Annotated in this window: 24 protein-coding genes; 18 read left to right on the top strand and 6 right to left on the bottom strand. The window is 51.8% G+C overall.

What is annotated here, in order from left to right:
• The first annotated feature begins 51 nt into the window (after positions 1–51).
• Complete coding sequence (gene trpS, locus I8J30_RS06235; protein ID WP_210656419.1) at positions 52–1,041, top strand: tryptophan--tRNA ligase; 990 nt, start codon at positions 52–54, stop codon at positions 1,039–1,041.
• Between the two features lie 47 nt (positions 1,042–1,088).
• Here the strand turns inward: trpS and I8J30_RS06230 are convergent, their stop codons facing one another.
• Positions 1,089–1,265: a DUF5325 family protein gene (locus I8J30_RS06230; protein ID WP_143111647.1), complete on the bottom strand. Its 177-nt coding sequence runs from the start codon at positions 1,263–1,265 to the stop codon at positions 1,089–1,091.
• A gap of 117 nt (positions 1,266–1,382) precedes the next feature.
• On the opposite strand from I8J30_RS06230, the gene I8J30_RS06225 reads away from it, so the two are divergent.
• A complete protein-coding gene (locus tag I8J30_RS06225; RefSeq protein WP_091221170.1) occupies positions 1,383–1,613 on the top strand; it encodes an alpha/beta-type small acid-soluble spore protein in 231 nt (76 codons plus the stop codon).
• Positions 1,614–1,791: 178 nt separating this feature from the next.
• On the opposite strand, the gene I8J30_RS06220 is transcribed toward I8J30_RS06225, so the two are convergent.
• Positions 1,792–2,778, bottom strand: coding sequence for a metal-dependent hydrolase (locus I8J30_RS06220; RefSeq protein ID WP_210656417.1), 987 nt, complete (start codon positions 2,776–2,778; stop codon positions 1,792–1,794).
• A 283-nt stretch (positions 2,779–3,061) separates the two neighbouring features.
• Between I8J30_RS06220 and I8J30_RS06215 the strand changes: the two genes are divergently transcribed.
• Positions 3,062–3,361 carry a hypothetical protein gene (locus I8J30_RS06215; RefSeq protein WP_210656415.1) on the top strand — a complete coding sequence of 100 codons (300 nt, stop codon included), beginning with the start codon at positions 3,062–3,064 and terminating at the stop codon, positions 3,359–3,361.
• On the opposite strand, the gene gerQ is transcribed toward I8J30_RS06215, so the two are convergent.
• Complete coding sequence (gene gerQ / locus I8J30_RS06210) at positions 3,336–3,854, bottom strand: spore coat protein GerQ (RefSeq protein WP_210656413.1); 519 nt, start codon at positions 3,852–3,854, stop codon at positions 3,336–3,338. The genes I8J30_RS06215 and gerQ overlap by 26 nt on opposite strands.
• 45 nt (positions 3,855–3,899) lie before the next feature.
• Positions 3,900–4,322 carry a cell wall hydrolase gene (locus I8J30_RS06205; protein ID WP_210656411.1) on the bottom strand — a complete coding sequence of 141 codons (423 nt, stop codon included), beginning with the start codon at positions 4,320–4,322 and terminating at the stop codon, positions 3,900–3,902.
• A gap of 218 nt (positions 4,323–4,540) precedes the next feature.
• Between I8J30_RS06205 and cyoE the strand changes: the two genes are divergently transcribed.
• Genes cyoE through I8J30_RS06190 form a run of 3 tightly spaced genes read left to right on the top strand, consistent with a single transcriptional unit; the run spans position 4,541 to position 6,961 of the window.
• Entirely contained in the window at positions 4,541–5,401 is an 861-nt protein-coding gene (gene cyoE / locus I8J30_RS06200; RefSeq protein ID WP_210656409.1) for a heme o synthase, read from the top strand.
• 11 nt (positions 5,402–5,412) lie between these two features.
• Positions 5,413–6,033, top strand: coding sequence for an SCO family protein (locus tag I8J30_RS06195; protein WP_210656407.1), 621 nt, complete (start codon positions 5,413–5,415; stop codon positions 6,031–6,033).
• Position 6,034: 1 nt separating this feature from the next.
• On the top strand, positions 6,035–6,961 hold the full coding sequence (locus tag I8J30_RS06190) for an AEC family transporter (protein ID WP_210656405.1): 927 nt from the start codon (positions 6,035–6,037) through the stop codon (positions 6,959–6,961).
• A gap of 26 nt (positions 6,962–6,987) precedes the next feature.
• Here the strand turns inward: I8J30_RS06190 and I8J30_RS06185 are convergent, their stop codons facing one another.
• Entirely contained in the window at positions 6,988–7,362 is a 375-nt protein-coding gene (locus tag I8J30_RS06185) for a DNA primase (protein WP_091221147.1), read from the bottom strand.
• 372 nt (positions 7,363–7,734) lie between these two features.
• The gene (locus tag I8J30_RS06180; RefSeq protein ID WP_210656403.1) at positions 7,735–8,940 is read right to left on the bottom strand and encodes an MFS transporter; all 1,206 of its coding nucleotides are present in this window, start codon (positions 8,938–8,940) and stop codon (positions 7,735–7,737) included.
• Positions 8,941–9,125: 185 nt separating this feature from the next.
• Here I8J30_RS06180 and I8J30_RS06175 point away from each other — a divergent pair, with 185 nt between their 5' ends.
• From I8J30_RS06175 to I8J30_RS06120, 12 genes are all read left to right on the top strand, one after another.
• On the top strand, positions 9,126–9,581 hold the full coding sequence (locus I8J30_RS06175; protein ID WP_210656401.1) for a hypothetical protein: 456 nt from the start codon (positions 9,126–9,128) through the stop codon (positions 9,579–9,581).
• Positions 9,582–9,638: 57 nt separating this feature from the next.
• Positions 9,639–10,820 (top strand): transglutaminase domain-containing protein, encoded by a 1,182-nt coding sequence (locus I8J30_RS06170; RefSeq protein WP_210656399.1) that lies wholly within the window; start codon positions 9,639–9,641, stop codon positions 10,818–10,820.
• A 22-nt stretch (positions 10,821–10,842) separates the two neighbouring features.
• A complete protein-coding gene (locus tag I8J30_RS06165; protein ID WP_338044824.1) occupies positions 10,843–12,912 on the top strand; it encodes a peptidoglycan D,D-transpeptidase FtsI family protein in 2,070 nt (689 codons plus the stop codon).
• Positions 12,913–13,342: 430 nt separating this feature from the next.
• Complete coding sequence (locus I8J30_RS06160) at positions 13,343–14,095, top strand: Cof-type HAD-IIB family hydrolase (RefSeq protein ID WP_210656397.1); 753 nt, start codon at positions 13,343–13,345, stop codon at positions 14,093–14,095.
• A gap of 7 nt (positions 14,096–14,102) precedes the next feature.
• On the top strand, positions 14,103–14,579 hold the full coding sequence (locus tag I8J30_RS06155) for a DUF456 domain-containing protein (RefSeq protein WP_210656395.1): 477 nt from the start codon (positions 14,103–14,105) through the stop codon (positions 14,577–14,579).
• A 19-nt stretch (positions 14,580–14,598) separates the two neighbouring features.
• The gene (locus I8J30_RS06150; protein ID WP_091221128.1) at positions 14,599–15,321 is read left to right on the top strand and encodes a ThuA domain-containing protein; all 723 of its coding nucleotides are present in this window, start codon (positions 14,599–14,601) and stop codon (positions 15,319–15,321) included.
• Positions 15,322–15,342: 21 nt separating this feature from the next.
• On the top strand, positions 15,343–16,986 hold the full coding sequence (locus I8J30_RS06145; protein ID WP_210656393.1) for a putative polysaccharide biosynthesis protein: 1,644 nt from the start codon (positions 15,343–15,345) through the stop codon (positions 16,984–16,986).
• Positions 16,987–17,069: 83 nt separating this feature from the next.
• Positions 17,070–18,737 carry a copper amine oxidase N-terminal domain-containing protein gene (locus I8J30_RS06140; protein ID WP_210656391.1) on the top strand — a complete coding sequence of 556 codons (1,668 nt, stop codon included), beginning with the start codon at positions 17,070–17,072 and terminating at the stop codon, positions 18,735–18,737.
• 76 nt (positions 18,738–18,813) lie between these two features.
• Positions 18,814–19,164 (top strand): thioredoxin family protein, encoded by a 351-nt coding sequence (locus I8J30_RS06135; protein WP_210656389.1) that lies wholly within the window; start codon positions 18,814–18,816, stop codon positions 19,162–19,164.
• Positions 19,165–19,324: 160 nt separating this feature from the next.
• A complete protein-coding gene (locus I8J30_RS06130) occupies positions 19,325–20,251 on the top strand; it encodes a COX15/CtaA family protein (protein ID WP_338044823.1) in 927 nt (308 codons plus the stop codon).
• Between the two features lie 53 nt (positions 20,252–20,304).
• Positions 20,305–21,000 (top strand): Cthe_2314 family HEPN domain-containing protein, encoded by a 696-nt coding sequence (locus I8J30_RS06125; RefSeq protein ID WP_240547940.1) that lies wholly within the window; start codon positions 20,305–20,307, stop codon positions 20,998–21,000.
• Between the two features lie 27 nt (positions 21,001–21,027).
• Positions 21,028–21,816, top strand: a complete 789-nt coding sequence (locus I8J30_RS06120) for an SDR family oxidoreductase (protein WP_210657517.1) — start codon at positions 21,028–21,030, stop codon at positions 21,814–21,816.
• Positions 21,817–21,887: the final 71 nt, after the last annotated feature.

Here is a 21,887-nt window from a genome sequence, read left to right as displayed (position 1 = left end):
GCTGTTACAACTCCAGCTCACAACCAATCAACCATAAGGGAGGAACCGACTATGCCACGCGTATTATCCGGCATTCAGCCAAGCGGTCAATTGACACTCGGCAACTACATCGGTGCGATTCAAAACTTTGTTAAACTGCAGGAAACCCATGAATGCTACTTCATGGTCGTAGACTTGCATGCGATTACGGTGCCGCAGGAGCCGGCAGCTCTAAGGGAGCAATCGGAATCGGTTGCGGCATTATTCATCGCGGCGGGAATTGATCCTGCTAAAGCGAGCGTATTCGTGCAATCCCATGTATCAGCGCATGCCGAGCTAGGCTGGTTGTTTACAACGCTTGCCTATATGGGCGAGCTTGAGCGGATGACTCAGTTCAAAGACAAATCAACAGGCAAAGACTCTGTAGGTGCCGGACTGTTCGTTTATCCGACGCTGATGGCTGCCGACATTCTCATGTACAATGCAGACCTTGTACCGGTTGGCGACGACCAGAAGCAGCATCTGGAGCTTACGCGCGACCTGGCGCAGCGCTTTAATCAGCGATACGGCGAAATGTTCACCATTCCGGAGCCGTATATCCAGAAAGTCGGCGCGCGCATCATGTCGCTCGATGACGGCACGAAGAAGATGAGCAAGAGCAATCCGAATCCGGGCAGCTACATTGCGCTGCTTGACCCGCCTGATGTGATTCGCAAGAAAATCAGCCGCGCAACGACCGATTCCGGCCGCGAGGTGAAGTTCAATCCAGCCGAGAAGCCGGAAGTCAGCAACCTGATGAGTATCTACTCGCATTGTGCGGGGGTTACGCTTGATGAAATCGAAGCGCGTTATGAAGGGCAAGGTTACGGCGCGTTCAAGAAGGACTTGGCGGAGCATGTTGTTGCAAAGCTGGAGCCGCTCCAGCAGCGTTACGCGGAAATCCGCAGCTCAGGCGAAATTCATGAGATTCTGAAGCAAGGCGCAGAGCGCGTGTCGGTCATTGCGGATAAGACGCTTCGCGATGCGAAAGAGAGAATGGGCTTCCTTCTGCCTCGTTCTTAACGTTTATCAACTTGTAAGAAAGCTTAACGCCGCAAGCAAGGGAGATTTTATCCTTGTTTGCGGCGTTTCATTTTGGCATTCACGACAAACCCTGCCCCGATACTGCAGATGGTTAATATGAACATCAGCACGGCAACCCACCCATTATAGCTAATGGAAATAGCTGTGGCACTCATGAGCAATACCGAAAAAATCGCGAAAAACAAGGCCATTGGCTTAGACATTCAGGCACTCTCCTTAACCTTATAAAATTGTTTTTAAACTTTAGCATATTCTTCTCGCAAACGAATCATAATAAGTTTGCAACACACCATCGTAAGAGATGAAAGGAGAAATTCCACATGGCAGGACAACAATCTCGTAGCAGCAATACGCTGGTCGTACCGCAAGCAACCGCAGCTCTTCAACAAATGAAGTATGAGGCGGCGCAAGAGTTGGGTATTCAAATTCCTTCAGATGGCTACTATGGCAACGTCTCGACTCGAGACGCAGGATCATTGGGCGGATACATCACTCGTAAACTCGTCCAAATCGCCGAACAGCAACTATCGGGATCATCCAACTTCCGTTAAAGCGCTGTTAAAGGAACAATAAATACCGAAGAGTAACAGCAGAAGCTCAAGGGCAGCCTTGAGCTTCTGCTTTGTTATGTTTATAGAATCAAACGTACTTATTGTTTCTTTCGAACCCGTTTCCTAAACGAAACAAGCGAAAAGCCTCTTCTATTGTGCAAGAAGAGGCTTCCTTAAGTCAATACGTATTCATTCTCAGCCGCTTTTGCAGCCGATCCTCGCTTAACCACCCGACGTAAGAGCCTAATGTTTTAAACTCTGTATCCATCAGCAGCACGCCGACAAAGGGATATTGCTTGCGATGACGATAGCGCACATCGGACCAGCGAACTTCATACCCCCAAGGATGCTCCTGCACTTCGGCACAAGCGAAGGAAGTGAAGTAGAGAAAGGCACGAATGGAATGATCGTTCTTGGACTTCTCAACGGCAGGGTGGTCGGAGCATTTGGCCCGGTCCATCCAGCGCAGCTTGCCATGCCGATAGTCACCGATTAGGAAGGAGTCGTCAGCGCGGCGTTTCACGACATTCCAATCATATAGCGATATGGTTGGGATCAGGATATAGCGGTCGCCGGCCTCATGTACGGTATCGATGCGAACGAGCTGCTTCTGGAGGGCGTAATGGGCTGCCGTTCGCCAGCAATAATAAACAATCAAGAAGGCGTAGAGCAGCGGGAATACAATTTGCGGATTCCCGACCTTAAGTCCCCACATGACAATCGCAATGAGATGGGCCAAGAAGATAACCGGGTCGAAGATATGGATTATGTTCCAGGAAATCCATTTCTGATTGAACGGCCGCATCGCCTGCGTGCCGTACGTATTAAACAAATCGACGAATACATGGACAACGACGGCGAGCAGTACCCAGCCCCCAAGATGGAGCCATGGAAGCTGAAAGCGAAATATCGTTTGGAGCAGCAAGGTGATTAGCGCGGTCCAGATGCCAATGGCCGGCAGGGAATGTGATGCGCCTCGATGGTTTCGAATGTAAGCCGCATTGCTCTTGAAGCGCAGCAATCCGTCAAGATCGGGTGCTTGCGATCCAAGCACCGTTCCGATCAGAACGGCGGCATAGAGCGTTTGGTCGGAGGCGACGGCCGGATCGACAGAGGCGAGCCCCGCGAGTCCCAGTCCCATGACCAAATGCGTTCCGCTATCCATACAGGGAACCTCCTCGTGTTAGCATATGCCTTGGTGTGGAAATGCACATTTTGTGTAAATATAAGAAAGAATAAGTGTTACACCTTATACTAACCCTATATTCCACCGGAATGAAACGCGCTGCGCCGACAAGGGGGAAGTCGACAGCCGTTTCACCTCGATACTTCTATTTGTACGCTTAAGTATTTTCCGAATCGTGGGCGATTATAACTAAATATTTGTTAACGCCGGAATAGGCCGCCGCGACGCGAACTAACTTGGTTACCGAAAGGATGTGCCGCACATGTATATTTGTTTTGTGGAGTATCATATTGCACCCGAGAGCGAAGCCTTGTATCGAAGCTGGATTGCGGACAAGCCCGGCAATGGCGAGGCGTTCAAGCTGTATGAGGGCACCGATCAGCCGCTGCTCTTCGTGGAGGTGTGGGAAGCGGCGAGCGAGCAGGAAGCGCTGGACATCAAAAAAGAACGCTGCGGGGAGCGTTCTTCATGGCATGCGATGTCACAGTGGGTGCCGGGCGGCAGCCCAAAAGTCCATGCGTGGACCTTTAAGCCGATCAGCGGCCCGTCGGTACCGGAGTAGATACCGGCGTCGTATTCGTAATCGTTTGGCCGTTAAACGTATATTCGTAGTTAATCGGGCCATCGAATGTAACGTAATCGAGATTTAGCGTAAGCAGTAAGTAACGCATTCCTGTAGACGGATCGCTGATAATGATATGATCGCGTCCTGCGGCTTCGATGATACCGCGGAATACTTTGGCGTTCCATTCCCGGTTGTTCTCGTACGTCATATAAAAGGTAGCCATTTTTCCGCGGTTCATCCGCAGGATATTCTCTACATAAGACTCTTCGGTAGCCGGAATGGTAATGACATTACCGCCGGCAGGTGTAACGAATGAACCGCTTGGTACCATTGGCGGAGCCATGGAAGCACCTGCTACGAAAGGTGTTGGCACCGGACTCGGCATCGGTGTCGCTGTCGGATGCTGATAGTAGCCGTAACCGTATCCTCCGGGAAATCCTCCCGTACTTGCTGGACTAACCGCTGAATTGTACCCATAACCGTTTGACATAAGAATTAATTCCTCACTTTCGCATTATCAACTTTAAAGGGATCATCAATAAACTGCCGGGCACTCGCTTTGCTTCGGAGAATAGAAGCAGTGTGCCTTGAATTTACCGACGAGCCTCTGATCCCACCATGTTGGAGGGCAGCTGCCGGCAGGACGGAAGTACCATAAGGAGTTCGTTGACGGCCATAGGCGTTCACCGTTTATGACGCGTTTGGCCAGCGCGATCTCATTGTCTCTGGCAGCTTGATAGAAATAGCCTTTCTGAGTTGCTTCGAATCCTCCGGGGCTCTGGTATACCATCTGTTGAATGGTGCGAATGTTCTTGAAATCGATGCAGTTTCCCAGCACACGGTTGACACCAACATTGCCTACCATCAACATACCCTGGTTGCCTTCGCCTTCAGCTTCCGCGCGGAGGAGCCTTGCAAGCAGTTTGACTTCTTCGGAGTTGGATTTAATAGCTGCCATTTCGCTTGGGTTCCACTTCCTTTCGATCACATAGGCCATTGACCACATTGACAGTGTATTGAGATATGGGCAAAATGGTTCCATTAGGTGTCAAATTCATGAACAAGAACCGCGAACATTGTCAACAGCTTGTTTTTTCGGTATGATAAAGAACGATTTTAAAACAAAAAAGATGGGTTAATTTTCACTCATAGGCATTGGAAGCGGGGAGACTGGCTGTGTTTAAAGAATATGTGGCCCTGACAAAACCGAACCTGGTACGATTGAATGCTTTCGCGGGGTTTGGCGGGTTTTGGGTCGCTTCCAAATGGGATATTGATTGGTTGCTGCTGCTCTACATGCTGATCGGATCGGTACTTACGATGGCATCGGCATGTGTCATTAATAATTATTGGGACCGCGAGCTGGACAAGAAGATGGAACGCACGAAGAATCGCGCGCTTCCGACCAATCGACTGAGTCCGACCAACGTTTTGGTGTACGGTATCGTACTAGGGATTGCAGGCGTTACCGTGCTGTTCACCTTGGTGAACCCGATTAGCGGCTGGCTTGGATTGCTTGGGTTTTTCGTGTATGTCGTCATTTACACCATGTGGCTGAAGCGCACTTCGACTTGGAGCACGTCCATTGGCGGCGTTTCGGGTGCAATGCCTCCGGTAATCGGCTACTGCGCGGTAACCGGCGTTGTGGATGAAGGCGCATGGCTGTTGTTTGCACTGCTGTTTCTGTGGCAGCCGGCTCATTTCTGGTCGCTCGCAATCAGACGGGTGGAAGAATACCGCGCGGCAGGTTTCCCATTGCTGCCGGTCATCAAAGGCATTCATCGCACGAAGCTGCAAATGAATCCGTACATTCTGCTCTTGATTCCAACCGGCATTCTGTTCTTCACATATGGCTACGTCGGTTATGCGTTTCTCATCATTTCGCTTCTAGGCGGCGTGCTCTGGCTGGTTCATACGTTGATCGGGCTCAAGGCGCAGGATAACAACAAATGGGCGAAAACGAATTTTATTATTTCCATTAACTATTTGATGATTGTATTTCTGGTCATGATCGTCGATACGAACGGCATCGGTTAGGAGGGCGATTCATGCCTATTTTACGCAAATATGGATTTGTAATTGCAGTGCTGGCGTTATGTTTGGTCATGGCGATTTACTTATATCTTTCCTCCTCGAAGGAAGCGAAACCGAACTTGGATCAGAATTTGAAGGCGCCGAGCTTTCAGCTGACGGATTTGGATGGCAAGCAAGTAACGCTTGACGATTCGGAAGGTAAAGTACGCGTGATCTATTTCTTCTATGCCAATTGTCCGGACGTCTGCCCGCCTACGACTTATCTGATGACCCAGGTGCAGGACAAGCTGAAGGCGAACGGAACCTTCGGCAAAGACGTGGAATTCATGTCGATCACCTTCGATCCGAAGCGTGATACGGCAGAGGCGATGCGGAAATTCGCCGGGAAGTTTGACATCGACATGAGCGGCTGGACGTTCCTCCGGGAAGACAGCGAGGAACAGACGAAGCAGCTGATGAAGGACTTTGGGCTGGGACTTATCAAGGATGACGCAACGAACCTGTTCACGCATACGGACACCATTACGTTCGTTGACCGGAAAGGCGTCGTTCGCAAATATTTAACGGGCTCGATCGACGAAACGCAAAGTCCGGAGAAGATCGTTAACGTCATAGACGCATTGGTTGAAGAGTAGCATGGTCATATTCTTATCGATATTATGGAACAACATCATCCCGTTGTCAGTCATGATTGCTATAGGCATCACACTGCATCGGGTTTTTTCTTTGGACATCAAAACCTTATCCAAGCTGAACTTTTACTTGTTTTCGCCGGCTATTATTTTTAAATTATTGTATACGACGGAAGTGACGCTGAAATCGGCGATGACCGTTCTGCTGTTCTTCGTTGTATTCATGGTTCTGATGTACGCTTGTGTGGAAGCGGTCATTCGGCTGCGGGGAATTGCCGGAGGAAGGCGCGGGGCCATGCGCAACAGCGTGCTGTTCTATAACAGTGCGAACTACGGCATTCCGCTCAATGAGCTTGTATTCGCTTCGAATCCATACACGCTGTCGATTCAAGTGCTGATCATGATGCTGCAGGCGCTGCTGCCGAACACCTACGGCATCTACAGCGTCAATGCGCATCGAATCAGCGGTAAGGAGATTATACGGACGATCCTTAAGCAGCCGGTCATCTATGCAATCCCGCTCGGGTTTCTGATGCGAGGTTTTCATATCCCGATCCCGTATGCTTTATCCGTACCGCTTGATTATTCGGCTAATGCTTTTATCGGCACGGCGCTTGTTACGCTTGGCGTACAGCTGGGGAGCATGAAGTTTTCCGTTCACAGCTTCATGGTGAAGGAAGTGCTGATCTCGTGCACGATGCGCCTCTTGCTGGGACCGCTCCTGGCATTTGCCGTCGTGTGGATGCTCGGACTCGAAGGGCTGATGGCGCAGGCGCTCATCGTCTCCTCCAGCGTTCCGACATCACTCTCCAGCGTTCTGCTCGCAGTGGAGTTCGACAACGAGCAGGAGTTTGCTTCACAGGCTGTTCTGGCTTCAACTGTGCTAAGTATTGTAACGGTTACGCTTGTAATTTTCGTACTGAACGTTTAGTTTGCTGCTATTATACGATTGAATCCTTAGAAACCATCTTCTTTACTCCATATGGCGGTGCCTTGAGCAGGATACACGATGTATTCCTCGAGGCCCGCTTTTTCTAACTGCTCGATTAAGTATTCCTCAGGCGTTTTCTCCACACCCGGAAACCCGCGCCGCGTATGGATATGGTCGGCATCCGGGAACGCATCCCGCAGCATGCCCCTGATTCGTCTGCCGGAAGCATCGTTATCGGTGAAGATGTACGCATGACGGTCGCCGACCTGCCGGCGCAGCTTCTCGATTTGATTGACGCCCGGCGTGCCCATCGTGCAGAAAATCGGTGTTTCCTCCGCAAGCACACGGCGCAGCCGGCTTCTGTCGTTCTTGCCTTCTACAATGATCGCGATATCATCCATCGCAGTCCTCACCTCTTTCATTTCCACCATCTTATACTATTCTACGCTAACTTGAAAAACGAAAAACGGCTTGCCGATTGGCAAGCCGTTTATGTCCGTATCTTTGGGGGGATGGATTAGTACCAGCCGCCACAGCCGCAAATTACAATGACCAGGAGGATGAAAAGCACCAGGATGGAACCAGCTGAGGTAAATGCGCCATGATGGCCATGTCCTCCGCGTTCAGCATCTACGAATTGAGACATTGTGAATGTCACCCCTCTTTCGCATGATGTCTAACAGGGCGTTTGGGGCTCTGCTTCACTGAGTAAAGCATTCCAGCCTCTTGCCACACTGTAATGTATGCCCCTGAGTGATAACAGCCCTGTGCAATTACCCAGTTCCTGAAAAATGGGCGCTGGAGCTTGATCCACCTGCTTTTGTAGGCGAAGCATAGAAGGGAAGAACGCAAACGGCGATCATGAGGCTTAAGAAAGCAATATAGTAGGGCGATATGAATTCGCGCAGCTGTCCGGCTAACATCGGACCCATGAATGCGCCGATCGAGAAAGCGATCGATAAGATCGAGAACATCCGGCCGTATCGGGTCCCGCCGCTCCGCTCGATGAGGAGCGAGGAGAGCGCCGGGAAGATGACGCCTTTGGCCATGCCGACGAATAACAGGAGTACCATGAATGGAAGCGGGACACCGGCCGCGATGGCGAAATAGGTGAGTGCCAGCATGAAGGCGCCCCAGAGCGAGCGAAGAAACGGCGAGAGCTTGTTAAGAAACAACATGCTGAGCGTGAACAGCGCGCCGAGGCTGACGATGGAGAACAGCAGTCCGGTCGTCATCATGCCTTCCTTCGTGGTCGATATAAGCGGCAGCTCGAAGGATAAGATGCCCTGCGCGCAGCTCATGGCAATCGGCAGGGCGAAGATCAGCCAGGGTACCGGAGGCTGCGGCCCTTCCGTGCCTCCCCGCATGCCCAGCGCCTCGGCACTCGCTTGCGTTGCCAGCGCTTTGGACTCCGGCGCAGTGGCCTTCTGAGGCACTAATTCGCGGATAAAGAACATTGCGCAGGCAGCGGTGGCGATCAAAATCCAGCCGAGCACGGAGAATGCCGTCGTAAAGCCGATTTGGGCAACGAGATACGCGCCGACTGCAGGCGAGATCACCGATGCGACGGTATGGACAAGGCCATTGCCGGCCATGAGCTTGCGCTGCCGGATTTGGCTTGTAGCAATGCGTGCGAGCAGCGACATACAGGCCGGGGACAGAAAGGCGAGCACGAAGCCGCTGATTGAACGGAGTACAAGCAGCTGCCATGGATTCGTCACCATGGCTTGCAGAAGCAGGATGCCGCCTGCTGCGGCGAGGCTGAACACGATGAATAGCCGGCTGCCATAACGGTCGACCCCATAACCGGCTATGAGATTGCCCGGCAGATGGGTAATGGAGTACAGTCCCATCATCAGTCCGATAAAGGACGGAGCAGCGCCGATTGAGATGGCGAATGGAGTCAAGATGGGATACTGGGCATGTAAATCAAAGAACGCGACAAACAGAAACAAATACAGCCAAATCGCAGTTTTCACGTGAAACCTCCTTCGGATTTGCATAAACGCGCAGCGATATCGGTGTGGACAGTATGTTACTACTTGTACGCTTGGCCGGGCTGTGATATGTCTCTCGCAACTGAGTTGGTTTACGGTGGTAGGGTCATGGGTTATAATGTTTTGTATGTAGACTTTTTGGCGGGTATAATGGAGGAGACCAATCGATGGGCTTGGATTTTAACTATGATTTGGACACGTACGTACAATTCTTCAAGGACAAATGGCTGTTCCTGGTAATAGCCCTTGTAGTGCTGTTCATCGTTGTTCGTATTGTAAAGACGGTCGTGAAATGGCTGATCGTTGTGGCTATTCTTGCAGGCGTCGTATTCTATAGCGGACATTCGCTGGAAGAATTGAAGAATCTCGGATCCGAGCTTGGCACGAAGGTAGCGGACAGCGTGAAGCAAGAGGCAATCTCGGCGATGGCCGGCGAAGCGCAGGAAGCTACATTCACAACGAACAGTGACGGAACCTTCACGGTGAAGACGAAGAACCTCCAGCTTGACGGCACGCCGGGCGAGAAAGAAGTGAAAGTGAACTTCCGCGGTACGCCGCTTGGCACTTGGAAGATCGATGCGGCAATTCAATCCTTAATTGATCAAGCAAAGAAGAACGTCTAGACAAAGGCTGTTTGAAGACAAGCCTAATCCGTTTAGGTGATGGAAGGAGGCTTCATCATGAATGCTTGGGTAGCTCCCTTATTGAAACCGGAACCGGTTGCGCTCATGGTGCTGATTATCCTGCTTGGCTCATTCATTCAAGGCATGAGAAGAGGTGCGTCGGGATCTGCGAAGCACCTTTTCTTTTTTATTTGGCAAGCGGTTTCGGTCGTGATTGCGCTTGTGCTTGCCGGTAGAGGCGCTTCGCGGCTATCGCCGGTAATCCGCGATTGGCTGGAAGCCAGAAACATCATCGTGCCTCAGGAAGAGCTCAGTGCAGCGAAAGAACTATGGTACACGGTTGTGACCAGCCTGCGTGACTTTGAGCTGCTTCGCTTCGGCGCGCTGTTTCTGGTGCTGTACTCGCTCGTCCGATACTTGCTTCGACTGCTTGAGCCGCTATGCTACATGCTCTATGATGCGCTGATGCAGCCGGCGAAGCACGCGGATCAGGTAACGCGCAGGGGCCGGCCTTCCGCATACGGGAGGCTCTCCGGAACGGCGAGCAGGACGACCGGGGCTTTGATCGGCGCGCTGCTGGGCGGCGGACGTGCTTTTCTTGTCATTGCCGTGCTGTTTGTGTATGTCACGCTTGCTCCCCATGCGCTTGGAGCGGACGCCATTAGGTCGTCCGCGATCTATGCGAAGACGGCCGCAGAGCTGCTGGACCCGGTAGCCGGCGATGTGCTGAAGCGCGGTCCGGTCATTACCGATGCGGTTCAGGCGGAGTTTCGCCGTGTGCTGCAGCGCAAATATGAGGTCATCGATGCCGCGGTGCCTGCCAACATCGAGGCTGCAGCGGCTGAAGTAACGAAACAGTCGGATAATGATGAAGCGAAGGCGCGGGCACTCTATGATTGGATTGGCACGCGTATTGCATATGACTGGGATAAAGCCAATAATTATGTAGAGCACGGTGTTTGGAAAGAACAAACGCCAACTGAAACTTTTGATACCCGAAAAGGCGTCTGTATAGATGTGGCCAGATTGTATGCGGTGATGGCGCGTTCCGTCGGGCTTGATGTGCGGGTCGTTACAGGTCTCGGCGCAACAGGCAACGGCAGTTATGGACCCCATGCTTGGAACGAAGTGCGTTTGGCAAGCAGCGGTGCTTGGATTCCGCTTGACGCAACATGGGCCTCCTCAGGCGATTGGTTTAACCCGGCTGGGTTCTCGAGCACGCATATAAGGGAAACTTGACCGTGTAGAAAGGAGATTTACAGTGGTGCAGGATGATCCGCAGAAGCGGGAGATTGTGAACCGGCGAAATTTTTCGTTCCGGTTGAACTTATTCTTTTTTGCTACGTTTTTTGTGTTCAGTGTTCTGATTGTTCGGTTGGCTATTTTGCAGTTCGTTGAAGGGCCCTCTCTGCGTGAGGAAGAAGAGAAGCGGGGCTCGAAGGATGTCCTAATCCCGCCGATTCGCGGCAATATTTATGACTCGGGCGGTTCGCCGATTGCGTATTCGACCTCGACTCAATCACTCCATTACAGCATAGAGCCGGGAACGAAGAAAGCGGATTCTATCGCAATGGCCCAAAAACTGTTTGAAGTATTCCAGAAGTACGGCAACCCGAAGACCGCGGTGACATTAGAACAAATTATCAAAAACATGGATCTGGATTACAAGAAAAATACGGTAACCGTCCCTAGGCGCATCAAAAGCGGGCTGACTCAGGATGAGATCGCCTACTTCATGGAGAACCGCGACTTGTATAAGGGGATCGATATTGTAGAGGAAAGCATTCGTCATTACGATACGAGCAAATTTGCTGTCCAATTGGTCGGCTACTTGAAGAAATTCGGCGGCGGTGCCGAGAACAATTTGTACAAAGACCGCGCCAAAACGGATGATCCGCGTTTGAAGTATTTGCAGCAAGAAGACGTTGGTTACGACGGGCTTGAGTATATGTTCCAGGATGTGCTGAGGGGCAAGAACGGTTTGAAGACGTATCCGGTAAACGCGGCAAGCCGGGTTATCGGTCCGCCGGTCATTACGAAGCCCGAGAAAGGCGACAACATCTATCTCACGATCAACCGCCACGTTCAGGAAGTGACGGAACAAGCGATCATGGATCAGCTTCATTTTCTGCAGACTACGCCGGATCGCGATCGGCATGAGGATAATGCGAAGACCGGTTATGCGGTGGCGATAGAGGTTAAGACCGGCAAGATCATTGCGATGGCCAGTATGCCGGATTATAATCCGAACATCTGGGAAGGCGGAAAGATTAGCACGGAGGATTACGATATGATCAGCAATGTGCTGCAGAACGGCACGATCAGTCCGGTTATCGGTCCTTACAAGGACCCGAAGGAGCAGCGAAAGCATCCATCATCCGTTGTCTTCCTTGGATCCACGCAGAAGCCATTGTCTATCCTGATCGGGTTAAATGAGAAGCTGTTCACGACGAATCAAACGTATACGGACACCGGTTCATTCTATTATGGCCGGGAAGGCTCAACACGCCGCAGAATCGGTAATGCCAAGGGGCATGTGTACGGCGTGCTGGATCCGGCCAAGGCGATTGCGAAATCTTCTAACCCCTTCATGGCTAAGATGGTCGGAGATGCCCTCTACCGGAAAGACTCGGATAAAGGCGTGGCGATCTGGGACAGCTATGTGAAGCAGTTCGGCCTCGGGGCAGATACTGAAAGCGGCTTGCTGAACGAGAGCAAAGGGGTTATCGGCTATTTCCACGAGGAAGAAGCCGCGAGTGCGCAGTCCGCGCTAATTCTGGCTTCCTTCGGCCAGATGGGACGTTACACAACGCTTCAGCTTGCTCAGTATGCCGCAACGCTCGCCAGTCATGGCAAACGGATGAAGCCGCAGTTCGTGAAGGAAATCCGTGATGCGGACGGCAAGGTCGTGCAGAGCTTCCAGCCGGAAGTGCTGAATACGATCAATTTCCCCGAGAAATACTGGGATGAAATCGAGACGGGCATGTTGAATGTTAGCGTAACCGAGTTTAACAACGCGCCTTACAAGGTACTACGGAAAACAGGAACATCCCAGCAGCAAGTAAGCGGAGCGACGGTCGAGAATTCCGTGTTTATCGCGTCTGCCCCTGCGGAAGATCCTGTCATTGCGGTAGCCGTTGTTATTCCGGAAGGCGGCTTCGGTGCTTATGGAGCGGCTCCTGTCGCGCGCAAGATACTCGATGCGTACGATGATGCCATCGGGATGAACGGCGTGCCGAAGAAGCCGAAAGCGCCTGTGAATCCGCCGACGACGGGGACGGGGACGGCAGGCACGACCACGGAGAACGGCAAGACGGATACGACGCAATAAAGAGGAGCCTATCACGGCGATACAAGAGGGTTGTCCCGAAGTCAAATTGGCTGTCGGGGCAGCCTTTTTATATGGGTCGGAAGTTGCACGCGAGAAACATTTTTGCATAAGATAAAACATGAAAGGATGCCATCCAATACCGCAAGGAGGGATCCATATGCGCCGTTCCAAGAAGCACGCCGCCATTCGTCGCCTGCTGTATGCTATTTTATTTCTTACCGGTACCCTTTTGGGGGTATAACAGCAAGATGGAACACAAAAAGCACAAGATTGAATAACGCGTTTCCGTGCAGGACTCACTATAATTAGAAAAGTATCCAAGCGCGATTACCGCTGGCGTTCGGGCAGGTTTGGATTCTGTTCAGAATGTGCTAAAATTGGTACATTGATCGCTTGCAGCAGCTGCAGTTTGCTCTATAGGGAGGGCTCCATGGGAACAATCAAGCTAATCGCACTCGATATGGATGGAACATTGCTGAACGATCGACAAGAGATCAGCAGTGAGAATGCAAAGTGGATTCACCGAGCGTTGGATGCCGGCGTTACCGTTTGTTTTGCGACCGGACGAGGTTTTCCGAGCGCGCTGCCTTATGCGGAGCAGCTAAAGCTGGACACGCCGATGATTACGGTGAACGGTGGAGAAATTTGGAAGCGACCGCACGTGCTTCATAAGCGCACACTGATGTCGGCATCAACATTGAAGCGGCTTCACCAAGAAGCATTGAAGTATCCGGAATGCTGGTACTGGGCCTATTCCACGATGGGCATTTACAACAAGGAACAGTGGATCGAGCCTGCCGGCGATTATGAGCATCATCATTGGCTGAAATTCGGTTATCACACTGAGGACGCGGCAACGCGCGAAGCGATTCTGAGAGAGACCTCAAGCTGGGGCGGGCTGGAGATAACGAATTCCTCACCGTGGAATTTGGAGATGAATCCGGAAGGCGTATCGAAGGCTTCCGCCATACGCGAGCTGTGCTCGCTGCTTGGCATCGACATGTCGCAAGTTGCCGCGATGGGCGACAGCTTAAACGATATCGCGATGATCCGCGAGGTTGGTTTAGGCGTTGCGATGGGCAACGCGCAGGAAGAAGTGAAGGCCGTGGCAGATGTCGTAACGGTGAATCATAATGAGGACGCGGTTGCGCATGTGATCCGGGAGTATGTGCTGAAGGGATGAGTACAGCATGGAGATAGCCGGTTGGATCTTAGTCATTATTTTGTTTGTGATTGGTATGGCCGGAGCCATTTATCCGATTCTGCCGGGGGCGCTTGCGATCTACGCGGCATTCTTCGTGTATGGCTTCTTTATCTCGTTCTCTCCGTTTGGTTTCTGGTTCTGGACGATCCAGTCGTTAATTGTCATTGCGCTGTTCATTGCGGATTATGCCGTCAGCGCTTGGGGCGTTAAGAAGTATGGAGGCTCCAGGGCCTCGGTGATCGGCAGTACGATCGGACTTATCGTAGGTCCATTCGTTATTCCTGCCTTTGGTATCATTCTTGGACCTCTGCTCGGGGCCGTGCTCGGTGAGCTGTTTACCGGCGCGAAAATGGACAAGGCTCTCAAAGCCGGGCTTGGTGCGGTAGTTGGATTGTTTTCCAGCATGGTCGCCAAATTCATGATGCAAGCGGCTATGATTATTATTTTTATCATTTGGATCTAATTTGAGGAGGCAGACAAAGTTGATTAAAGTTACAGTATGGAATGAATTTATGCATGAGAAAACGAATGAGGCCGTTATTAAAGTTTATCCGGATGGGATTCACCAAGCCATTAAAGCAGGCATCGGCACAGATGGTTTCGAAGTAGCGACAGCTACGTTGGAACAGCCGGAGCACGGCTTGACGGAAGAAGTGCTTGCGAATACGGACGTTCTGATCTGGTGGGGCCACATGGCTCACGATAAAGTGGAAGATGAGATCGTGGAGCGTGTACATAAACGCGTTATGAATGGCATGGGTCTGATCGTGCTTCACTCCGGCCACTTCTCCAAAATTTTCAAGAAGCTTATGGGCACGGGCTGCGACCTGAAATGGCGCGAAGCCGATGAGAAAGAGCGGATCTGGACGGTTAACCCGGCTCACCCGATCGCTGCAGGCCTTCCGGAATATTTCGAAATGGAACGCGAAGAAATGTATGGCGAGCACTTCGATATTCCACAGCCGGATGATCTCGTATTCGTCAGTTGGTTCGAAGGCGGCGAAGTATTCCGCAGCGGCTGCACCTGGCACCGCGGCCAAGGTAAAGTGTTCTACTTCCGTCCCGGTCACGAGACGTACCCAACCTACTATAACGAAAATGTACTACAAGTGATCAAGAACGGTATCCGCTGGGCAGCTCCGTCCAATGCGGCAGCGCCTGTTCGCGGTCACCACCAACCGCTTGAGGTCATCAAAGCGAAATAATGAGTGTGGTCAGGAGAGCAAATGGTTAAAAAGGATTCTTTAATCAAAGGAACGATCATTCTCGCAGCGGCAGCGCTGGTAGCCCGGTTTCTCGGGATCTTCCAGCGCATCCCGCTGGATTATATGACAGACAGCAGCGGCGGCGGTTATTTTACCGTCGCTAATAATATTTATTTAATGCTTCTTATTGTAGCAACCGGAGGCATCCCGAGCGCGATCAGCAAAATGGTCTCTGAGCGTTATGCCCAGGGCCGTCCCGATGATGCGAAACGGATTTACAAAGCGGCTCTCTTATTCGGTTCCATCACAGGTGTGGTGATAACGGTGCTGCTGCTTGTATTTGCTCCGTTCTACGCGACGCATATCGCGGAGAACCCCGGTGCTGATTTGGCCGTTCGGGCCATTGCGCCTGCGCTGCTGTTCTTCCCGATCATCGCGATGATGAGAGGATACTTCCAAGGCCGTCAGCTTATGGCAGCCGGAGGCATCTCCCAAATCATCGAGCAAATTCTCCGCGTTATTACAGCGGTAGGGCTTGCGTATATCGTCTTGGCTTGGGGCTGGGGACAGAGCTGGATTGCCGCAGCCGCGACATTCGGCAGTGTGTTCGGCAGTGTGGGCGCTTTCTGCGTGATGTTATTCTACGCAAGGAAGCTGCGGAGACACGATGCGCTTGAGAAAGCCGCTGCTCCTGCGGCCGAGACGAAATCGACAGCTCAGGCGGCGCGTGCACCGTTGTCGTTTAAGACGATTTATAAGGAAATGTTCCGAATATCCGTGCCGATCGTCATTACTTCGATGACCGTTCAATTTATTTATTTCTTTGACACTTCGTTGTTCATGAAGCTGACGCACGGGTATTACAATGCGGTCGATGCACGTCAAACGCTGGACTGGCTGGGGTTGAAGGCGCAGGCGCTGGCGGGAATTCCGCCGATTCTGGCGATCGCGCTCAGTCAATCCATGATTCCGGTCATATCCGCTGCCTATTCCGTACGCAATATGCCGGAGGTAGAGCGTCAAGCATCGCTTGTCATGCGCATTGTGGTCTTTACGGGCGTGCCGGTTGCTCTCATCATGACTATTGCTGCTACGTCGATAAATGGTTTGCTCTTCGCGAATACGGGCGGTAGTTTGGCTATTGCCGCATTGACGGCCGGCACGATTTTCCAAATCACGATGATGACAAGCAATACCGTTCTGACCAGCATGAACAAACCGCATATGCCGATGAGGCATGCACTGATCGGTATAGTCGTGAAGGTTGTGACGAGCCTGGCTCTTGCGCCTTTCATGGGCGTATACGGTTTGATCCTGTCCTCTACGATCTGCTTTATGACGATCGCATCGCTTAACTTCCGAGCGATTCGCAAGGAAATCTCACTTTCCATCCTCGGGCGGCGTTGGGCCGGTTATGCGATTACGATCGTAGCGGCATCCGGTGCAGGCTGGCTCATCGATTATGTATGCAGACACTATATCGGCGGTATCCCGGCTAAGCTGACCTTTCTGATATCCTGCATCGCTGCGGGAGGCATTTCGTTCGGACTCTATGTCGCGCTGTTAGTGCTGCTTCGAGTCGTGAAGGCCGAAGACGTCCGGCAGTTCCCGGGTCCGCTGCGCAAGCTGCTAAACCCGCTGATGCGAGTTGCGTCGCGTTCTTAATTAACTGGATTGTTATTCCCACAACTTCCTCTTCATGGTAAAATGGACCTTAGTCTTTTTACCGTTGGAGAGGAGTTTTTTTGTTGAAAAAGCGGCCTGGGTTGTGGAGAAATTCATGCTTACTGCTATTATCGCTTCTCGTATTCATTGTGGCCGGCTGTCAGGCATTAGGCGGGGTGGATTTCAATGCCATGCTGAAGCAGTCGCTGAAGGTTACCTCGTATGAAGGCAGCCAGTTGGTGGAATTCAAGCTGCTTCTGAAGGACAATGCACTTGCTGATGCGACAGACGAAGAGAAAGCAGTGCTCGATTTGGTATCCTCGGTCAAGCTGCAGCTTGATCATGTGATGGTCGCGCAAGCCGGTGCCATGTCCGTTAAGGGAAAGCTGTCGCTTGGCGAAAAGTCCATTGCGTTTAGCGCTCAGCTGGATGACAAGCTGACCGTGATTGATCTTGAAGGGGCAAAACGCCCGATTGTCATACATATGGCCGGATCGGCCGATCTGCAGGACGATGACGGGCTCGGAATTAATGATGCGACAGAGGCTAAGCTGACGGAAACCGCCAAACAGATGATGGATGTCGCAGGCGACTATGCGATTCATAATTTGCCGAATCCGAAGCACTTGTCCGTCAATGTCGGGCAAGAGCAAGTAGCGGGAGAAACCGTTAGCGGGATGAACATTCATGCGGAGCTGACAGGCATAGAGCTGTGGGATTGGGCGAAATCCTATGTAGAAGCGCTTCTAAGCGATAAGGATGGGCTGAAAGAAATGCTCACCCAATTGCTTGAGCTGGTTCAAAGCCAGAGCGATGCCCTGAAATCCACCGGTGCAGAGAGCATATTCGGTTCGCTGCCCGAAGAAGAAATCGATGGGGAGAGCGTTCAGGAAGCGACCGACAGCGTGGTGGAAATGCTCACGGAGCTGAAGGACGGGATCGCCAAGACGGAGCTGAACGACCAAGAAGAGCTTAACCACATCTTTACCAAAGACACGTATGTAAAAGGCGACCTGTTCATCGACAGCAAGCTTGATATTCGCAAGTCGGTGATCGAGGCTTCGATCAAACCGAATCTGGCAGCGCTGGATGCCCTGGCAGATAAGGAGGCTGCAGCTGCAGCTCAAGAAACTGTGGCAGCTGATGGTGAAGAAATGCTTACCGCGGTTAATATTGGGGAGCTGGAAGAGTCCGCGCCGATCGAAGGCCTATGGCTCAAAGTGACGTCCGATCGGTGGAATGTGAACGGTAATGTAATGCCGGATCAGCCGACTGCACCTCGACTTTCGATCGACGGGGAGCAATTGATGGAGATGGAAGGCTACGAAGTGCTGCGTAACCTCGAGCCGGATTCCGTCCTGTACAGCCTGCTTCGGGAACAAGGGCATATTAGCAAACAAGTGATCACGATGTATGCCGCATACAGTGCTAATCCGCCGATTATTACGCCTGACGGCATAACTTTGATTCCGCTTCGTCGAACGGTTAACGGATTCCATGCAACTATTCGGAAGGAAGCAGGCACACTAGTCGTATACGATGATGCGACAGGTTCAACGCTGGGGATGAGAACAGGCAGCAACCATGTTACACTAAACGGAAAGACCGTGACTTGGAGCTTCCCGCCAACGGTCATTAATGGTGTCACTTATGTACCGGCGCGCGATTTCGTGAAGGCGCTTGGCGGAACGCTGCAATGGAATACCGACGATTATGAGGATGACTATCTGGTCATTTCCCGGGAGCCCTAAACGATTGTTTGCACATCACATCACATCACAGCATTGCCGAAACAGGCTTCCACATTGAAAGGAGTACGACATTGCCATGCAGATCATAACAACGGAACAAGCATTTCGAGACGCGGTTAACCGCGAGGATATCGTCACGGTAGCGGTTTTCAAGACTACCTGGTGCAAGGATTGCCATTATATCGAGCCATTCATGCCGGATATCGAGGGCAGCTACGGGGACCGCATTCAGTTCCTCCAAATTGACCGCGATGATTTGCCGGACCTGTGCAGCGAGCTGAACATCCTTGGCATTCCAAGCTTTATCGCGTTCAAGAAAGGGCAGGAGCTCGTTCGTTTCGTCAGCAAGCTGCGCAAGACACGTGAGGAAATTGAGCAGTTTCTGGATCGGGCCGTCCAAGTGGCGGAAGCACTTCCGAGCTCATAACGAAAACCCGGGTCAGGGAAGCCCGCAATGTGTCCGAAATTGGCGCAGAGCGGGCTTTTCTGTCTCGAGATGAGGGCTGCCTGTGTTCACAGTTTGAACATGGTATTTGCCAACATAGTTCGTTATAATTGAGGTGATTCTTTCCGGAAGTTAGGTGGACATGTTGAATTCTAACCGATATCGTGCGCTTGCTATTGTAACGTGCATAGGGATGTTTTTGGTGTTGATTGCCGGCGCGCTTGTGACGAATACAGACTCCGGCCGCGGCTGTGGAACAGATTGGCCGCTATGTAACGGCAAATTTATACCGGCGTATACGCTGGAATCGTTAATCGAATACTCCCATCGATTGATTAGCGGCGGCATTGGCTTATTGGTGCTTGCGACATTCATCGCAACGCTGAAGTGGTACCGCGATTACAAAGAGCCGATTATTTACGCGTCAGGCTCAGGTTTTTTCACCCTCTTGCAGGCTTTGCTCGGCGCTGCTGCGGTCGTATGGCCGACGACTCCTGCCGTACTGGCTCTGCACTTTGGGTTCTCTATTATGGCTTTCATGTTCACGCTGCTGCTCCTCTTATGGACTGGCAGGATGAAGCGGGGAGAGCTGGCGGACAAGCCTGCCGCTCGCGTACCGCAATCCGTGTTTTACTTGTCGTTAGCCATTCTGATTTACAGCTATTTCGTTATTTACTTAGGTGCCTTTATCCGGCATACCGATTCGGCAGGCGGATGCATCGGCTGGCCGCTATGTAACGGCGACCTCATTCCTGATATGGAAGGCGCTACGCGTTATGTCTTTATTCACCGTGTCGCGGCCGCAGTGCTGTTCATTCTGGTTACCTGGTTAATGATGCATGTGAAGCGGGTCGCAAGCGGCAACCAAGCGCTTCGCAGTACGATTTTTCTCGTGTTCGTGCTGGTCATCAGCCAAGTCCTGAGCGGCGCGCTGCTTACGAAGACGATCGGCAATGAGGATTGGTTTGTTTTCACAAGCATCCTGCACAATATCATCATCTCTATCCTGTTCGGGATTCTGTGCGACTTTATGATTCGGGCATGGAAGTGGCGCGAAGGACGAGGGTAATGCATGTCTAAGAAGACAAGTTGTAACTTCAGGAGGACTGCCTAGTGCTTAGAATGCTGTTTGGTGAACCGCCGCGTGTCTCGGAGGGCAAACTGCTGGAAACCGTGCAAGCGATGGAGCAGTACGCCGATGCGCTTCATAAGCTGATCGAGCAGAGTCATGATGAGAATCACAAGCTTCGCAAATACGAGATTTACACGCTTGGTCTTATTTCCTCACTGGATGAGCTTGAGCAAAGCCAATATGCAGCACGCAAGTTCAGCGCCATGATTACGTCCGCTTCCTATACGGCCATGAAACCTGAGGAGCAGATGAACTATCACCGTTACGTGTACTTTGACAAAAATGCCTTTATTCGGCTGTTCTCGCTGCTTGATAAGCTGGGGACGCTGATGAACGACTATCTCGGCTTACAAACGGAGCGGGTTAAACCGCATTTCTCGTATTTCACCGTGCTGCGCACGATGGTGCAGCGGAATGCATATTCGGAGCTGGCGCTGCCTCTATACGAGCTCAAGGAGCTTATCAAGCCTACGATGAACCGAATCCGCAAACGGCGGAATACGGAGATCCACTTCATGAATTCGGAAATGCAGGATGATCTCAGACAAAGCCATGAATCATATTCAGAGCAGCACCAATTGGAGAATATTACTCAGCAGATGCGCGATCTGGATGAAATGATGGATATGGTGCTGGATACACTTAAGCTGACCTTTCACCATGCTTATCGCCAGATGAGAAAATGATCTGAACTTGGGAGGGTGCCCATGGAGCTGAAAGGACGAACGGCTTTAATAACGGGAAGTGCGAAAGGGTTAGGCAAAATGACGGCGATGTCGCTGGCTCAGATGGGCTGCGACATCGTGCTGAATTATAAATCAAGCGAGCAGGAGGCGCTCTTGCTCGCAGCGGACATTACGCAGCAATGCGGCGTTCGTGCAACCGCAATCGGGGCTGACATCGCCGTTCAAGGCGATGTTGCACGTCTTGCAGCCGAAGCGCAGGCATGGTCGCAAACCGGCAGTATCGATATTCTGATCAATAACGCCGGCCCATTCATTCGAGAGCGACGGCTATTCGCGGATTATTCCGCAGAAGAAGTGATCGGCTTAGTTAACGGCAATTTGCTTGGCGTTATGCTGCTCGATCACCATCTGCTCGCAGGGATGCGTAAGCGGCAGTGGGGACGCATCATCCACTTTGGCTTCGGTCATGCCGGAGAAGGCCGTGCGTGGCCTCACAGAGCCGTTTACGCTTCCGCTAAGACGGGACTTGTATCCTTCACGAAGACGCTTGCCGTCGAAGAGGCAGGCAACGGCATTACGGTTCACATGGTCTGTCCGGGCGATATTCGCGGTGTGAACAAGGAGCGGACGATCGCAGAGGTTTCCGGTGAGCAAGATGAAGAATCGCCGAGAGGACGTCCCGGAAGCGGCGAGGATGTCGCAAGGGTCATTACGTTCTTATGCTTGCCGCAATCGGATTATTTGACAGGAAACATCGTGGATGTAACCGGGGGTTTCGACCCGATCAAGACTTCCATCAAAACATCATCCAACTAAACAAAAGAGTCTTGCCGTATCCGCCTTAGTGGCTGGATAACGGCAAGACTCTTTATTGTAAATAATGGGTG

This window comes from Paenibacillus lignilyticus, assembly GCF_017942085.1.
In the GTDB taxonomy this organism is placed as follows: domain Bacteria; phylum Bacillota; class Bacilli; order Paenibacillales; family Paenibacillaceae; genus Paenibacillus_Z; species Paenibacillus_Z lignilyticus.
Note: the sequence above shows the minus strand (reverse complement) of the source record. Positions and strands in the feature narration are given on the sequence as shown.

Bases quoted from the DNA above. Each gene is read 5' to 3' on its own strand.
- trpS (WP_210656419.1), top strand. From the start codon at position 52: ATGCCACGCGTATTATCCGGCATTCAGCCAAGCGGTCAATTGACACTC.
- I8J30_RS06230 (WP_143111647.1), bottom strand. From the start codon at position 1,265: ATGTCTAAGCCAATGGCCTTGTTTTTCGCGATTTTTTCGGTATTGCTC.
- I8J30_RS06225 (WP_091221170.1), top strand. From the start codon at position 1,383: ATGGCAGGACAACAATCTCGTAGCAGCAATACGCTGGTCGTACCGCAA.
- I8J30_RS06220 (WP_210656417.1), bottom strand. From the start codon at position 2,778: ATGGATAGCGGAACGCATTTGGTCATGGGACTGGGACTCGCGGGGCTC.
- I8J30_RS06215 (WP_210656415.1), top strand. From the start codon at position 3,062: ATGTATATTTGTTTTGTGGAGTATCATATTGCACCCGAGAGCGAAGCC.
- gerQ (WP_210656413.1), bottom strand. From the start codon at position 3,854: ATGTCAAACGGTTATGGGTACAATTCAGCGGTTAGTCCAGCAAGTACG.
- I8J30_RS06205 (WP_210656411.1), bottom strand. From the start codon at position 4,322: ATGGCAGCTATTAAATCCAACTCCGAAGAAGTCAAACTGCTTGCAAGG.
- I8J30_RS06195 (WP_210656407.1), top strand. From the start codon at position 5,413: ATGCCTATTTTACGCAAATATGGATTTGTAATTGCAGTGCTGGCGTTA.
- I8J30_RS06190 (WP_210656405.1), top strand. From the start codon at position 6,035: ATGGTCATATTCTTATCGATATTATGGAACAACATCATCCCGTTGTCA.
- I8J30_RS06185 (WP_091221147.1), bottom strand. From the start codon at position 7,362: ATGGATGATATCGCGATCATTGTAGAAGGCAAGAACGACAGAAGCCGG.
- I8J30_RS06175 (WP_210656401.1), top strand. From the start codon at position 9,126: ATGGGCTTGGATTTTAACTATGATTTGGACACGTACGTACAATTCTTC.
- I8J30_RS06170 (WP_210656399.1), top strand. From the start codon at position 9,639: ATGAATGCTTGGGTAGCTCCCTTATTGAAACCGGAACCGGTTGCGCTC.
- I8J30_RS06160 (WP_210656397.1), top strand. From the start codon at position 13,343: ATGGGAACAATCAAGCTAATCGCACTCGATATGGATGGAACATTGCTG.
- I8J30_RS06155 (WP_210656395.1), top strand. From the start codon at position 14,103: ATGGAGATAGCCGGTTGGATCTTAGTCATTATTTTGTTTGTGATTGGT.
- I8J30_RS06145 (WP_210656393.1), top strand. From the start codon at position 15,343: ATGGTTAAAAAGGATTCTTTAATCAAAGGAACGATCATTCTCGCAGCG.
- I8J30_RS06135 (WP_210656389.1), top strand. From the start codon at position 18,814: ATGCAGATCATAACAACGGAACAAGCATTTCGAGACGCGGTTAACCGC.
- I8J30_RS06130 (WP_338044823.1), top strand. From the start codon at position 19,325: ATGTTGAATTCTAACCGATATCGTGCGCTTGCTATTGTAACGTGCATA.
- I8J30_RS06125 (WP_240547940.1), top strand. From the start codon at position 20,305: ATGCTGTTTGGTGAACCGCCGCGTGTCTCGGAGGGCAAACTGCTGGAA.